Genomic DNA, 15156 nt, shown 5'->3' on the forward strand with positions numbered 1-15156 from the left:
GGTTAGGCTGGTGCATGCGGGACGGTGGTCGTATCGGCGTTCGTGAAAATGACCACGTCCCGACGACCATCCTGCTGAATCTGTATGCTGCCGCCGGTGGCGAACCTGGTGTGCGTCACCAAATCGCCTCTATCCCCCGAACTTGCTGCGGTCGAGCTGCCCTTTATTTGGGCTTCCATTGGAGCTCATCAAGGCGGCAAGCCGCACGAAATACAGCACTGCGCAAATTCTTGTGTGCGGACGTCTGCGATGCAGCACGTTCATAGCACTTCAAAAGTAATGTCCGGAATTTGTCGAGATTGTCTTGCCCGTCCGGCAGTCCCTGCACTGCCAGCGCAAACTTATGAGCGTCTGAATCGTCTTTCGGTTCCTCAATGTGGCCTTCGTTAAATGCCTTGACCAACTGCTTCGGCTTACCATTGTTGATATTGTAAGCACTCCGCTTTCCGTTGAGGCACGCAACTGCGCCATCGCGATTTGAAGGCTGGCTCGCACTTTCTTTTTTCAAATGTTCGATCGCGTCCGCGGCGGAAATGCCCGCGTGATGGACATAAAACCAAAGAGGCTGCCATTCGCGGCTGGAGTGCGCCGAGTGCGCCAAATAGTCGAGCGGATGCGCGACCTTTTCGCCGGCGAGAAAATTTCGCAGAACGGCATCAGCCGTAATGTTGGCGCGGATGATCTTTGTCGCGACAGCGTCGCCGTTGGCGGTAACATCGCCTACGAGCTTCAACGTGGGTGCGCCGGATTTTTCGTCGAACTCGCCTTCTCGGATGAATTTGATCTGGTCCAGCAAGGTGGGATCAATGACAATCGGGCGCTTGCCGTCGTCAAGAACACCCTTGTCCAAGTCTGCGATCAACGCACGTGCAGGTCCAAGGGCGAGTAACCGCTCGACGAGCGGAAGCACATCCAAACGAGCCGCAGCATCGCGTGCATCAAGAATACCGCGAAGGTCGCTGTATTTTATGCGTTCGCAGCTGCCAGGATAGCGGAAGAATATATCACCTTCCTTTAGCACCTTGCCGTCCCCGCTGCGCACGATGACCGGCCGCCCCGGATGTTGCTCCACATGCATCACGCCGATGGTCTTTGCTCCGATGACGGCAATCACGGTCCGCACGTTTGGCGTTGGATCCAGATAGGAGCGGATCAGCTTCGTGAATTCGGCAGGGTCGGCTTTCATAAATTCATCGTTGTTCAGGCCAGTGACTGCGTAGCTCTTGTCAGCCACGGCTGTTGCAGCGCCGTCTTTATCGTGAACGCCGAAGAAGATGTATCCGCCCCGATTGTTGGCGAGCGCGGCGATGGCACGGATCCATTCCCAGCAATGCTTGAAACCGAAGTTTGCCTTGCATTCGTGCTGATCGGTTTCTCCGCTGATTAGCCGCCACGTTCCGCTACCGTCTGAAGTGAATTGTCCCGAGATGACATCCGGGTCCAGAGGTCCTTTGGGGCCGTCAATCTTTTGGGGCGCGCCGATCACTGTAGGTACCGCAACAGCTGCGACATGCCCCTCTGGTTTGGGTGCTGAAATGAAAGCGTCCAGCTCGGCATCGGTCGCTTGCGGGACTTCCGGGCCATAAGACCCACCGCGAATTTGCGACATGCGGCCTGAGTTCACCGCGCGATCTGGGCGATTGAAGAAGAACTGGATATCTTTGTTCTTCATACCGCGCGCGAGCATGGCCTTGATCAGCCCTATTTCCTGATCCGTAATACTACGCTTGGCCATCTGTTACACTACCCACGCCTTCTGTACTTGGGTTCCAAAGTGGTGGATGACCTTCATGTAAATGCACTCGGTCCTTAGGCCTGTGAGATCGAGGCTTGTCGAACGTGATTGTCGTATTGTCAGTGAACCCCATGCGAAGTTGCCCTCCCTGCTGCGCTCCTGCCTGAATCGCAGAAAATCTAGGTGTAGCACGCAGTTAGATGGATACGGAAGATCACGGGGATACTTGTCTTCGCTCTGCCAATTCTATTGTTGAGTCGCTCGCTTCAGTACAGAGATGCGAACACGTGGCGACAAAGGCAAGTCTGATCTTAGAAAATGTCGCCGCTGACCTTGACGTCGAAACAGGCGGGCGGCATGCTGCACTGGGCCTTGATGCACAGGCCGGTGTGTCCACCTCGCGAAGCTGCGGCAGTGCGTATTCTCAGATTGACTGACACCGTTCCTTATCGGGCGGGTCCGGTCGGCAGTGGGCACCCGGTTGGATTCGTTGCAACAAGGAATGGATCATCATGACTGCCGATGCCCTCAAAGACATTAAAGCCTTGGCCAAGCGGGTCGCCCGTGCGAGTCGTATCCAGCATATTGCGGCCCTGGATGCCGTTGCCGTCGAACTCGAGCAATCCCACTGGCGAGGTCTTATGGAGGCAGCCAAGAAAGGCTGGAGCCCAACACCCGAGCAGTTGGCAAACCTGCGACGCGTGTTCCTGGTCCCCGGCCTCACCGAGCAGACTGGCCATACGTCCGAATGGGGCGCTCGGCGATGGTCTATCCTTCAGCCGATGGTCGCCGGAAGACAGTACGCCACTGGAGGCCAATGAAGCGTACGGCGAATTGGATGGGCACTCGTTCTATCTGTCGGGGGACGATTTTTCCGTCGCAATTGGCGACCGTGGATGGGAAATCACCGTCGATCATGCACCAGTGTCGAAGCCGATTGTGACGGTGATGGACCGTCACCGAAAGACACTGCCGATCCATAACGAGGCCTTTCGCGCCCGGGCGACCCAACTGCTGGAAATACGGGCAAGGCGCATGCATGCCGAGGTTGCATCTGCTTGGCCGCGCCGTTCGACGATGCCTGATCGAACAGGCAAGGTCCAGCATCCCTTGGGAGGCTTGGCAGCCAAGTGGCACTGCCTACACTGCGATGGAGTGCACGATGGCCGCACGATAGCGCAGAATCTATGGCATTGTCCGACATGCGCGGCCGCGCCCATAGACATCTTCATGGACCCCTTCTGGAATGGGGCCAAACGCTCCGCATGAGTTGCAAACGTATTGCCTTTGGGAATTTCACCAAGGCTATATGTTCGAGGTGCGGCACTTAGCTGCCATCCGATTGTGTCCGCTGCGGGTCAAACCGGTTTGTTCTACACACGCCACGTCAGGTCTTTTTGGCGGGCTGCTGTCCTCCCTAGCTCCCCGCCAGGCCTTTCAGCCGGTACAGCGCATCCAGCGCCTCGCGCGGCGTCATCTCGTCGGGGCTCAGCCCCTTGAGCGCCTTGCTCAGCGGGTCATTGGCGACGGGCTTGGCCGCCTCGCGCTTCACCGCGACCGAAAACAGCGGCAGGTCGTCGACAAGCCGGTTGGCCTTGCCTGAGGTTTCGCCTTCTTCGAGCTGGTGCAGCACCTCCTTGGCGCGCGCCACCACTGCGTCGGGCAGGCCGGCGAGGCGGGCCACCTGCACGCCGTAGGAGCGGTCGGCGGCACCCTTGCCGACCTCGTGCAGGAACACCACCTCGCCTTCCCACTCCTTCACCCGCATCGTCACATTGTGCAGGCGCTCGAGCTTGCCGGCCAGCGCCGTCAGTTCGTGGAAATGGGTGGCGAAGACGGCGCGGCAGCGGTTCTTCTCATGCAGGTATTCGACCGCCGCCCAGGCGATCGACAGGCCGTCGAAGGTCGCGGTGCCTCGGCCGATCTCGTCGAGGATGACCAGCGAACGCTCGCTCGCCTGGTTGAGGATGGCGGCGGTCTCGACCATCTCGACCATGAAGGTCGAGCGCCCGCGCGCCAGGTCGTCGGAGGCGCCGACGCGCGAAAACAGCCGGTCGACGACGCCGACATGGGCGCGCTCCGCCGGCACGAACGAGCCCATCTGGGCGAGGATCGCGATCAGCGCGTTCTGGCGCAGGAAGGTCGACTTGCCGCCCATGTTCGGGCCGGTCAAAAGCCAGATCGCGCCGTTGCGGCCGGTCTGTGAGGGCGACAGGTCGCAGTCATTGGCGACGAACGGCGCGGCAGCCGCCCTCCTGAGCGACTGTTCGACGACAGGATGGCGTCCGCCTGTCACCTCGAAGGCAAGGCTGAGATCGACCTGCGGCCGGCACCAGGCTTCGCTGACGGCGAGCACCGCAAGTGCCGCCGAAACGTCGAGCACCGACAGCGCGTCCGCACCGGCGCGGATCGCCTGGGCGTGGTTCACCGCTTCGCCCACCAGCGCGTCGAAGGCGGCGAGCTCGATGGTCAGCGCCCGGTCGGCGGCATTGGCGATCTTGGTTTCCAGTCCGGCGAGTTCTGTCGTGGTGAAGCGCATTGCGCTCGCCATCGTCTGGCGGTGGATGAAGCGCGCCTTGGCCTCGTCGGTGCCATTGAGTGCCGCCTGGTGGTTGGCCGTCACCTCGATGTAGTAGCCGAGCACGTTGTTGTGGCGGATCTTCAGCGAGCGGATGCCCGTCTCCTCGATCAGGTCGCGCTCCATGCCGGCGATCACCCGGCGCGACTGGTCGCGCAGCGCCCGCATCTCGTCGAGTTCGCCATGGTAGTTCGCACGAACGAAGCCGCCGTCGCGCTTGAGCAGCGGCAGTTCTTCGCCCAGCGCCGCATCGATATGTCTGGCAAAGTCGGCCGGCAGCGCCGCGATCGCCGCCATCGCCTTGCGCAGCTCTTCCGGCAAGGGTGCCGCGCCGAACAGCCCGGCAATGGTCGTTGCTGCGGCAAATCCCGAGCGCAGTGCGCCGAGGTCGCGCGGCCCGCCGCGGTTGAGTGCCAGCCGCGACAATGCCCGCGGCATGTCGGCGACGCCCTTGAGGCTGAGCCTGAGCGCCTCGGTCAGCCTGGCCTCGCCCATGAAGAACGACACAGCGTCGAGCCTGCCGGTGATCGCGTCGGGATCGGTCAGCGGCGACATCAGCCGGTCGGCGAGCAGCCGCGCGCCGCCGCCCGTCACCGTGCGGTCGACCGCCCGGAACAGCGAGCCGTCGCGGCCGCCGGAAAGTGTACGCAACAATTCGAGATTGGCGCGTGTCGCCGGGTCGATGAACAGCGTCGAGCCTTCCTGCTCGCGCTCGGGGTGCGACAGCGGCGGCCGCTCGGCCTTCTGGGTCTTTTCGACATAGGCGATCGCGCCCGAGATCGCCGACAGCTCGGCGCGGGAGAAGGCTCCAAAACTGTCCGGCGTCGCCACCTCGTAGAAACGCGCGATGCGCTGCGGCGCCGAGGTGGAATCGAACAGGCTCGGCGGCTGTGGGCTGGCGATGCGGCCGACCAGGTCGAACACCGGCTTGAGCTCCTCGTCGTGGAACGCCGGCTCGGCGACGATCAGCTCGCGCGGGTCGATGCGGAAGATGTCGGCGGCGAGCCGCTCCGGCGTCGTCTCGGCCACCCGGAAGACGCCGGTCGAGATCTCGATCCAGGCGAGTGCCAGGCTGGCTTCGCCGGCCCCCTTCACCCGCCCCAGCGCCATCAGGAAATTCGATTCCTGCGGCGCCAGCAGCTTGTCTTCGGTGATCGTTCCCGGCGTCACCAGGCGCACCACGTCGCGCTTCACCACCGATTTCGAGCCGCGCTTCTTGGCTTCGGCCGGGTCCTCGATCTGCTCGCACACCGCGACCCGGTAGCCGAGGCCGATCAGCTTCTGCAGGTAGTCGTCCGCCGCATGGATCGGCACCCCGCACATCGGGATGTCCTGCCCCTGGTGTTTTCCGCGTTTGGTGAGAACGATACCCAATGCCCGCGACGCCTTCTCGGCGTCGTCGAAGAACAGCTCGTAGAAGTCGCCCATGCGGTAGAACAGCAGCGAATCCGGGTTCGCCGCCTTGATCTCGATGAACTGCTCCATCATCGGCGTCGGCGCGGCATGCACCGGGGTGTCGGCCCGGGCTTGCCCCCGGGCTTCCCCGAAGTCAGCTTCCGCGTTGATGGTCGGTCGGTCGTTCACGCCAGGGCCTGCGAAAAAATGAAATCCACCCCTCTGCTTGGCGGTTTACAGCGCCGATGTGTAGCCTTAATCCGGAACGCTCCACAAAAAGAATATTTCAAAGGGACAGGGACGCTTCTCATCATGGCCGCCAACAAGAAAACCGACAATACCGGCCCCTCCGTCAGCGCCGAAGAAGCGCTCGAGTTCCACGCCATGGGCCGGCCCGGCAAGCTCGAGGTCGTGCCGACCAAGCCGATGGCCACCCAGCGCGACCTCAGCCTCGCCTATTCGCCCGGCGTCGCCGTTCCGGTGAAGGCCATCGCCGAGGACCCCTCCCGCGCCTTCGACTACACCACCCGCGGCAACATGGTCGCCGTCATCTCCAACGGCACCGCGATCCTGGGCCTCGGCAATCTCGGCGCGCTTGCCTCCAAGCCGGTCATGGAAGGCAAGGCGGTGCTGTTCAAGCGCTTCGCCGACGTCGATTCCATCGACCTCGAGGTCGACACCGAGGATGCGGAGGAATTCATCAACTGCGTGCGTTTCCTCGGCCCGTCCTTCGGCGGCATCAACCTCGAGGACATCAAGGCGCCCGAGTGCTTCATCATCGAGCAGCGCCTGCGCGAGCTGATGGACATCCCCGTCTTCCATGACGACCAGCACGGCACCGCCATCATCGCCGCCGCCGGCCTGATCAACGCGCTGGAGATCACCGGCCGCGACATGAAGACCACGCGCCTGGTCTGCAACGGCGCCGGCTCCGCCGGCATCGCCTGCATCGAGCTCATCAAGGCGATGGGCTTCGCCCCCGAGAACGTCATCTTGTGCGACACCAAGGGCGTGGTCTACCAGGGCCGCACCGAAGGCATGAACCAGTGGAAGTCGGCCCATGCGACCAAGACCGAGCGCCGCAGCCTGGCCGATGCCATGGATGGCGCCGACGTCTTCTTCGGCCTCTCCGCCAAGGGCGCGCTGACCCCGGCCATGGTCCAGTCCATGGCCAAGAACCCGATCATCTTCGCCATGGCCAATCCCGATCCGGAGATCACGCCCGAGGAGGTCGCCGAGATCCGCACCGACGCCATCATGGCGACTGGCCGTTCGGACTACCCGAACCAGGTCAACAACGTGCTCGGCTTCCCCTATATCTTCCGCGGCGCGCTCGATGTGCGCGCCACCACCATCGACGACAACATGAAGGTCGCCGCAGCCAACGCCCTGGCCGAGCTCGCCCGCCAGGACGTGCCCGACGACGTCGCCGCCGCCTACCAGGGCAACCGGCCGAAATTCGGCCCCAACTACATCATCCCGGTGCCGTTCGACCCGCGCCTGATCTCGGCCATCCCGGTCGCGGTCGCCAAGGCGGCCATGGAATCGGGCGTCGCGCGGAGGCCGATCCTCGATCTCGCCAAATATGCCGACGAACTCTCCGCCCGCCGCGACCCGATCGCTTCCACGCTCCAGCGCATCTACGACCGCGTCCGGCGCCAGCCCAAGCGCGTCGTCTTCGCCGAGGGCGAGGAGGAGCAGGTCATGCGCGCCGCCGTCTCCTACGTCAACCAGAAGCTCGGCACCGCCATCCTGCTCGGCCGCGACGACGTCATCAAGGAAAACGCCAGGCAAGCCGGCATCGACCTCAACAAGCCGGGCCTCGAGATCATCAATGCGCGGCTGTCGCGCCGCAACGCCATCTATGCCGACTTCCTCTACGAGCGCCTGCAGCGCAAGGGCTATTTGCTGCGCGACTGCCAGCGCCTGATCAACAATGACCGCAACCACTTCGCCGCCTGCATGGTGGCGCTCGGCGATGCCGACGGCGTCGTCACCGGCGTCACCCGCAACTACTCGACCGTGCTGGAGGACGTCCGCCGCGTCATCGACGCCAAGCCCGGCCACCGCGTCATCGGCGTGTCGATCGTGCTCGCCCGCGGCCGCACCGTCATCGTCGCCGACACCGCCGTCCACGACATGCCGAACGCCGAGCAGATCGCCGACATCGCCGAGGAGGCCGCCCACTTCGCGCGGCGCATGGGCTACGAGCCGCGCGTGGCGATGCTCGCCTACTCGACCTTTGGCCACCCCGCCGGCGAGCGCTCCGAGCGTGTCCAGGAGGCGGTCAAGATCCTCGACAAGCGCCGCGTCGATTTCGAGTATGACGGCGAGATGGCCGCCGACGTCGCCCTCAACCACCGCCTGATGCAGCAGCAATACCCCTTCTGCCGCCTCTCGGGTGCCGCCAACGTCCTGGTCATGCCGGCGTTCCACTCGGCGGCGATCTCGACCAAGATGCTGCAGGAACTCGGCGGCTCCACCGTCATCGGCCCGCTTCTCGTCGGCCTCAACAAACCGGTCCAGATCGTCCCGCTGAATGCCAAGGACTCCGACATCGTCAACATGGCGGCCATCGCGGCGTACAACGCGGGGACTTGAGGGCTAGGCGAGGCGTTGACGCCGAAGCTGCCGATCTCCCCCCTTGTGGGGGAGATGTCCGGCAGGACAGAGGGGGGTGCGAAGGATCACGACATCTCCACACGGCGCTGCCTGCCGCCAACGTGCTGGTCATGCCGGCCTACCACTCGGCCGCGATCAAGACGCTGCAGGAACGGGGCGGCTCCACCGTCATCGGCTTGCTGGCCTCAACACGTACTACGCGGAAGCGTGCGAAGCGGTTCGCACCAGCGAGTGAAAAGCCTCCCTAATAGGATTTCCGAGCGGCTCTAGGCCCTGATCCGTGGAGGTCGTGGGCGCCGTTATGTCGTCCCGGCCAATGCTTATTGGACGGCTATCCGATTTGGCAGATCGCCAGTAATGGGGCGGAGCGGCGAGGCATATCCACTTGCCGTCGTTGCGCAAGCCACTTAACGTGACGTCTTTAGTATATTAGCGGGACCTTTGCGAAATGATCAATCCGTCAAAAGCGGCTCAGGAGATTCTTGCGCAACGACGCAATGTCGGTTTCGATACCTATGACATTACCGTCAAGCAGCTCGTAGATATGGTGCAGGAGGATACGATTAATGTATCTCCTGACTATCAGCGGCGCTTTGTATGGGATGAACTGCGGCAATCTCAGCTAGTAGAGTCAATATTTCTTGGTATCCCAATTCCAAGTCTGTTTCTTGCGACAAACGAAGACTCTACATGGGAAGTGATTGACGGCCTGCAGAGAATAACCACTCTGGTAAATTTTGTTTTTCCTGTTGGCCTGCAAAAAGATGGCTCGCCTTATAAAGAGCTCAAGTTGAGAGGATTAGAGAAGATACCGTCACTAAATGGCGCTAATTTTGATGCGCTGACCAGTAATCTAAAACTTAGTTTTATGACTAGGCCGATCAGAATTACTGTTCTAAATGATCTTAGCGATTTCCAAGTAAGATTTGACCTTTTTGAGCGTTTGAACACTGGGGGAATTACTCTGCATGAGCAAGAGATAAGGAATTGTGTTTTTCAAGGAAGATTTAACGATTTTGTAAAGAAATGCGCGGGCGACCCGAGGCTGGATAGATTGGTAAAACGGACAGACAAGACTGGCCGGGGTAATTTGGAAGAGCTTGTTCTAAAGTTTTTCGCGTACTTTGAAGACAGGCGCGAGTTTCGACATTCTGTAAAAGAGTTCCTGAATAACTATATGGAGAAGAAGACAAAAGTTTTCTCCAATCAAGAGGCTCTTGAGGATATTTATATTAGAACAATGGATGCGCTATCGGCGGCGCTTCCGGCCGGAATTGCGCGCTCCAACAGACCCAACTCGACGCCACTTGTTTTGTTTGAGGCAGTTACAGTTGGTGTAGCTGACGTTATCGCCGGCGGAGGGCATGTCAGTGCGCCAGCGCTGCAAGAGATACTCGACGACGAAGGTCTAAAGGCGCTCACAACGGGCGCGACCAATAGCCTTCCGAAGCTTATCGGGCGAATTGAATACGTGAGCTATAGGGTGAAGGCATGAGCTTTGAGGCGGCGGCGTCAGAAACTCGAGAGCGGCTGGCAGAGGCGCTCTCACTTCTGAACCATCTGGCTAGCACTGCCCCGAAGGACTTGGCTGCTGCAAATGACGTCGAGAAAGCCATGCGTGGGTTGTGGCTTGTGTCGATCTATGGGGCATTCGAGAGATCCATTAATGCAACGGTCGAGCAGGCTATTCATGAGATTACAAGCCATCAATCACCTAGCCTCAATTGTAAGCCGCCAATTCATTCTATTTTCTATTATAGTCAGGTTCAGTCGCTGAAAGATTGCGGGTACAGCAGCGTATTCGACAAGGCATCTGAAATAATGGTGAAAGTCTTGAGTAATGAGCCGATAGCGCAAACCGAAAATCCGCTTGCAAATATGCTGCAGAACGTCGGCGCAAACACGTTGGAGCTTGTGATTAAGTTTTTCGGCGCTCCAGTTCTTGAAATTGGAAAGGCTAATGCAGGCCGTCTGAATGCGCTTCGAGAGCGCAGGAATGCCGTCGCCCATGGCAGAGAGTCCGCCGCGCAAGTAGGAGAGCGATACAGGGTTGAAGAATTAAGGAAATTGTATGAGGTAGTCGACTATGAGCTTGCGAGATTTCAACTGCATATGAAAGAGTTTTGTGAGAAGAAGATGTATATAAGAAGAGCTGCTTAGGAATATTGCATTCCATAGGTCTGATATTGTTCTCTCAATTGAGGCCTCGGCTGCCCGATCGCACATTGTCACCATCTGTCAGCAATCTCGCGCTTAATCCCCGCCCCCGTTTTTCCACACCCCCAAAAACCTCCCGTATCATCCCCCGCAGTTTCTCCCGCGGGAACGCCGGTCGCGACGGTGGCATGCGGGGAGGAGCCGGCGCCTCCGGCAATGGGCCAACGTAGCCTGTTGCCCGGGGAGGTTCCGTCCGAGGGTTCCCCTCCGGGTACTACGGCCCGGGTGCGCTGGACGATGCGCTAGTGGGGCAGGGGCGACAATGCCCGTGCTTCGAGAAGCGGAACGGACGGGGACAGAAATCGCCGGCGGGGCGCGGGTTCGCGCCACATACTTACATTTGGCAGGCACGGCCCCGCGCCCCGCTTCCCGGATTTTCACCAGCAATGGCCAGACCGGCAACGGGGCGTGGCGATGGAGAGGTGCGAAATGTTGCCACGCTGCATTCCTTCGCGCCCCCCTCTGGCCTGCCGGCCTTCTCCCCCACAGGTGGGGAGATTGGCAGCGTCGGCCGTCTCGCTCAGCTTGAGAGGTAGAAGGTTGGCGAAGGTCGCAATGACGGCTGATCTCCCCACCTGTGGGGGAGATGGCCGGCAGGCCAGAGGGGGGCAACGTAGGGCGCGACGGGCGAAATCACCGCCGCTGCGGAAAACCCTACAGCAACCCCGCCTGCTCGGCTTCGCGCTTCAAGTTCTGCCGTGGGCGCGGGCCGATCTGCTGGATCACCAGCCCGGCGGCGAGCGAGCCGAGGTCGCCGCAATCCTTGAGCGAACGCCCTTGCGTGTAGCCGAACAGGAAACCGGCGGCATAGAGGTCGCCGGCACCGGTGGTGTCGACCAGCTCGCGGATTTCGGTCGCCTGGATGACCACCGTCTCGTCGCCGCGCACGATGACAGAACCCTTCTCCGAGCGGGTGACGGCGGCGATCTTGCAGTCCTTGCGGATCTGCGCCAGCGCTTCGTCGAAGGACGAGGTCTCGTACAGCGACTTGATCTCGTGGCTGTTGGCAAAGACGATGTCGACGGTGCCCGAGCGCATCAGCTCGAGGAACTCTGCGCGGTAGCGGTCAACGCAGAACGAATCCGACAGCGTCATCGACACTTCGCGGCCGGCGGCATGGGCGTGCGCCGCGGTCATGCGGATCGCTTCCTTGGCCAGCGGCGGGTCCCACAGATAGCCTTCGAAATAGGTGACCTTGGCCCCGCTCGCCTTGTCGGCCTCGACGTCGTCGGGCCCGAGCTCGACGCAGGCGCCGAGATAGGTGTTCATCGAGCGCTCGCCGTCGGGGGTGACGAAGATCATCGACCGCGCCGTCGGCGGGGTGCCGTCGAGCGGTTTCGTGTCGAAGGCGACGCCATGGGCGTGGATGTCGTGGGTGAAGATGTCGCCGAGATGGTCGCGGGAGACCTTGCCGAAATAGGCCGAGCGGCCGCCGAAGCTGGCGATGCCGGCCGCCGTGTTGCCGGCCGAGCCGCCCGAGGCCTCGATCGCCGGGCCCATGCGCGAATAGAGCAACTCGGCGCGCTCGGCGTCGATCAGGTTCATCGCGCCCTTGATGATGCCGTTGTCGGTGAGAAAGGCCTCGTCGCATTGCGCGATGATGTCGACGATGGCGTTGCCGATGCACAGCACGTCATATTGGCTCATCAGGGTCTCCGCGGCGCTCTCGCCGTTGCTCGCGCCGACGGGTCGGCAAAACGGATTGCGTTTAGCGGCTCGCGGCCCATTTGCCTACCCGGCAATTTGGGTGGCCTGCGCTTGAGGCCGGCCATGCGGCACCTTATCTCAGGCCGGAAACAGGGAGCGACCCCGCCAACATGATCCTCGAAGCCGCCCGCACTGCTGCCAGCCAGCTGTTTACCGCCGAGTTCCGCTCGGTGTTCCTCAAGACGCTGGGGTTGACCATCCTGGCGCTGGCAGCGCTCTGGTTCGGCATCCGCGAGGTCTTCGACTGGCTCGCCTGGCCCTGGATCGAGGCACTGCTGCCCGGCCTGCCGGCCTGGACCGGCTGGCTCGGCCTGATCGCCGCCATCGTTGCCGGCATAGGCCTCGCGTTCGGGCTGGCGCTGCTGATCGCGCCGGTCACGGCCATCATTGCCGGCCTGTTCCTCGACGATGTCGCCGAAGTCGTCGAAAAGACCAGCTACCCTGGTGACCGCCCCGGACAGCCCGTGCCCGCTTTGCGCTCGCTGGTTCTGGCGATCAAGTTTTTCGGCATCGTCATCCTGGGCAATCTGCTGGCGCTGTTTTTGATGTTCATCCCCATCGTCAACATCGGCGCCTTCTTCCTGGTCAACGGCTATTTGCTCGGCCGCGAGTTCTTCGAATTCGCCGCCATGCGCTTCCGCCCCGAACAGGAGGCCAAGGATCTGCGCCGCCGCAACGCCGGTAAGGTGTTCATGGCAGGCCTGGTCATCGCCGCCTTCCTCGCCGTGCCGATCCTCAACCTTCTGACCCCGCTTTTCGCCGCGGCGATGATGGTGCACCTTCACAAGAGCGTGTCGGCGGCGGAGGCGCGGGTGGCGCCGACGCGGGCGTGACGGTGGCGCTCGCCTCGATCCCGACGAGCGAGCGTTCAGCCGTCGCGGCCGAACATCGCCTGCAGCTTGCCGTAGGCGATGCCGTCGCGGGCGAATTCGAACGTGCCCTGGCCGAGCATCTCGCGCGACGCCCGCTCCATCATGCCGAAGGCGTAGCTCGTCAGCTTCGAGCCGAGCGAGATCCGCTTGGCCCCCGCCTCGGCCAGCACCGCGACCGAAAAGCCCGGCACGGCCAGCACGTTGACCGGCTTGGTGACCGCGCTGCACAGCGTCCGGATCATCTCGATGTCGGTAATGCCAGGCGCATAGAGCACGTCGGCCCCGGCCTTCTCGAAAGCCTGCAGCCGCTTGATCGTGTCGTCGAGGTCGGGCCGGTCCCAGAGGAAGTTCTCCGACCGCGCCGTCAGCACGAAATCGTGCTTCAGCGCCCGCGCCGCTTCGGCCGCCGCGGTGATGCGCTCCACCGCATGCGAGAACTCGTAGATCGGCTTGTCGGCCTCGCCGGTGTGGTCCTCGAGTGAACAGCCGGCAAGGCCTGCGGCCTCCGCCGCGAAGATCGTCTCGCCGGCACTTTCGGGGCTGTCGCCCTTGCCCTTTTCGAGGTCGGCCGAAACCGGCAGGCCGGTGGCATGTGCCATGTCGCGGCAGTGGTGGATCATCGCCTCGAAGCCGACGCCGCCGTCGGGCAGGCCGCGCGAGAAGGCGAAGCCGGCGCTCGTCGTCGCCAGCGCCTCGAAGCCGAAGGATGCGAGCAGCTTGGCGGTGCCGATATCCCAGGGGTTGGGGATGATGAAGGCGCCCGGCGCCTCGTGAAGTTTCCGGAAGACCGCGCCGTTGTCCATTGCCTCGCCCTCAAGCTCAACCAATGGCGCAATACTAGCCCGGAGCGCGGAGCCTCACAAATCCTGTTTCAGGCGAGCGGGATCAGTCCCGCCAGCTTGCGCATGTCGTCGAACAGCACGGCACCGGTGGCCGCCAAGCCCTCGCGGTCCGAGTGCGGGTCGGCGTGGTAGGCGAACACCCGCATGCCGGCGGCACGCCCCGCCTGGGCGCCGGCGACGCTGTCCTCGATGACGATGCAGTCGGAAGGCTGAAAGCCCATCGCGCCGGCGGCGTGCAGGAAGAGGTCGGGAAACGGCTTGCCGCGCTCGACCATGGTGGCCGAGAACAGCACGTCGCGGAAATAAGGCAGCAGCCCGGTCTGGCCGAGCGTCATGTGCATCTTGGCGACACGCGCCGAAGACGCCACGCAATAGGCGATGCCGGCGGTCTGGACGGCGGAGACGAAGGTCTCGATGTGCGGGATCGCCTGCACGCCCGTCTCGAACAGCTCAGGCAGTTCGCGATACCAGCGCTCGACGAAATCGGGTCCGAGGATGGCGCCGGTCGCCTCGACCTCTTTCTGCACCGACACCAGGCTGCGGCCGACGAACTGGCGGCGGCAGTCCTCGTAGGTCACGGGATAGCCGGCTTCGGTCAGCCACGACGACAGCCGCCGGTTGGCCAGCGGCTCGGTGTCGACGAGCACGCCGTCGCAGTCGAAGATGACGAGCTTGGGTTTGCTCATGCCGTGCCGGTCGAACCGAAGCCACCGGCGCCGCGCGTAGTCTCGTTGGCGAGGTCGCGTTCCTCGATCGCAACGCGGGTTACCGAAGCGATCACCATCTGGGCGATGCGCATGCCGCGCTCGACATAGAAGTCCTCGTCGCCATGGTTGATCAGCAGCACCTTGACCTCGCCGCGATAGTCGCTGTCGATGGTGCCGGGCGTGTTGAGGCAGGTGATGCCGTGCTTGAAGGCGAGGCCGGAGCGCGGACGCACCTGGCCTTCGAAGCCTTCGGGGATCTCGAAGATCAGGCCGGTCGGCACCAGCGCGCGCTTGCCCGGCAGGATCAGCAGCGGCCGGTCCTCCGGCACTGCGGCGCGCAGGTCCATGCCGGCGGAACCGCCGGTTTCGTAGGCCGGCAGGTCCAGGTCTCCGGCGTGCGGCAAGCGGACGATCCCGATGACGGGGGCGGAAGAGTTTTCGGCGGCGGATTTCATGGCGGCGATCCTATGGGACGGTGCTT

The 15156-nt window shown here is 62.5% G+C and carries 11 protein-coding genes; 5 read left to right on the top strand and 6 right to left on the bottom strand.

The features are described from left to right. Positions 1-163: 163 nt before the first annotated feature. Positions 164-1735 (bottom strand): helix-turn-helix domain-containing protein, encoded by a 1572-nt coding sequence (locus tag WHT83_RS05640; RefSeq protein WP_406873227.1) that lies wholly within the window; start codon positions 1733-1735, stop codon positions 164-166. A gap of 512 nt (positions 1736-2247) precedes the next feature. On the opposite strand from WHT83_RS05640, the gene WHT83_RS05645 reads away from it, so the two are divergent. Beyond that, positions 2248-2556 carry a hypothetical protein gene (locus WHT83_RS05645; RefSeq protein WP_406873228.1) on the top strand — a complete coding sequence of 103 codons (309 nt, stop codon included), beginning with the start codon at positions 2248-2250 and terminating at the stop codon, positions 2554-2556. A gap of 596 nt (positions 2557-3152) precedes the next feature. Here the strand turns inward: WHT83_RS05645 and mutS are convergent. Then, on the bottom strand, positions 3153-5879 hold the full coding sequence (gene mutS / locus WHT83_RS05650; protein ID WP_406873934.1) for a DNA mismatch repair protein MutS: 2727 nt from the start codon (positions 5877-5879) through the stop codon (positions 3153-3155). A gap of 141 nt (positions 5880-6020) precedes the next feature. On the opposite strand from mutS, the gene WHT83_RS05655 reads away from it, so the two are divergent. The 3 genes from WHT83_RS05655 to WHT83_RS05665 all read left to right on the top strand — a co-directional run bounded on the left by WHT83_RS05655 (position 6021) and on the right by WHT83_RS05665 (position 10490). Next, positions 6021-8309, top strand: coding sequence for an NADP-dependent malic enzyme (locus tag WHT83_RS05655; protein ID WP_183263100.1), 2289 nt, complete (start codon positions 6021-6023; stop codon positions 8307-8309). 469 nt (positions 8310-8778) lie between these two features. Then, complete coding sequence (locus tag WHT83_RS05660; protein WP_406873229.1) at positions 8779-9825, top strand: DUF262 domain-containing protein; 1047 nt, start codon at positions 8779-8781, stop codon at positions 9823-9825. Next, entirely contained in the window at positions 9822-10490 is a 669-nt protein-coding gene (locus tag WHT83_RS05665; RefSeq protein WP_406873230.1) for a HEPN domain-containing protein, read from the top strand. Before WHT83_RS05660 ends, WHT83_RS05665 begins: the two co-directional genes overlap by 4 nt. Positions 10491-11201: 711 nt before the next feature. On the opposite strand, the gene WHT83_RS05670 is transcribed toward WHT83_RS05665, so the two are convergent. Next, positions 11202-12194, bottom strand: a complete 993-nt coding sequence (locus WHT83_RS05670; protein ID WP_406873231.1) for an adenosine kinase — start codon at positions 12192-12194, stop codon at positions 11202-11204. 170 nt (positions 12195-12364) lie between these two features. Here WHT83_RS05670 and WHT83_RS05675 point away from each other — a divergent pair, with 170 nt between their 5' ends. After that, on the top strand, positions 12365-13087 hold the full coding sequence (locus WHT83_RS05675) for a sulfate transporter family protein (RefSeq protein WP_406873232.1): 723 nt from the start codon (positions 12365-12367) through the stop codon (positions 13085-13087). A gap of 35 nt (positions 13088-13122) precedes the next feature. Here WHT83_RS05675 and WHT83_RS05680 read toward each other — a convergent pair whose 3' ends face one another. From WHT83_RS05680 to dut, 3 genes are all read right to left on the bottom strand, one after another. Next, positions 13123-13929, bottom strand: a complete 807-nt coding sequence (locus tag WHT83_RS05680; RefSeq protein WP_406873233.1) for an isocitrate lyase/phosphoenolpyruvate mutase family protein — start codon at positions 13927-13929, stop codon at positions 13123-13125. A gap of 68 nt (positions 13930-13997) precedes the next feature. Then, complete coding sequence (locus WHT83_RS05685; RefSeq protein WP_318762894.1) at positions 13998-14654, bottom strand: HAD family phosphatase; 657 nt, start codon at positions 14652-14654, stop codon at positions 13998-14000. Next, the gene (gene dut / locus WHT83_RS05690) at positions 14651-15130 is read right to left on the bottom strand and encodes a dUTP diphosphatase (RefSeq protein WP_406873234.1); all 480 of its coding nucleotides are present in this window, start codon (positions 15128-15130) and stop codon (positions 14651-14653) included. Before dut ends, WHT83_RS05685 begins: the two co-directional genes overlap by 4 nt. Between the last annotated feature and the right edge of the window lie 26 nt (positions 15131-15156).

It is taken from the genome of Aminobacter sp. P9b (assembly GCF_045345995.1).
Taxonomy (GTDB): Bacteria; Pseudomonadota; Alphaproteobacteria; order Rhizobiales; family Rhizobiaceae; genus Aminobacter; species Aminobacter niigataensis.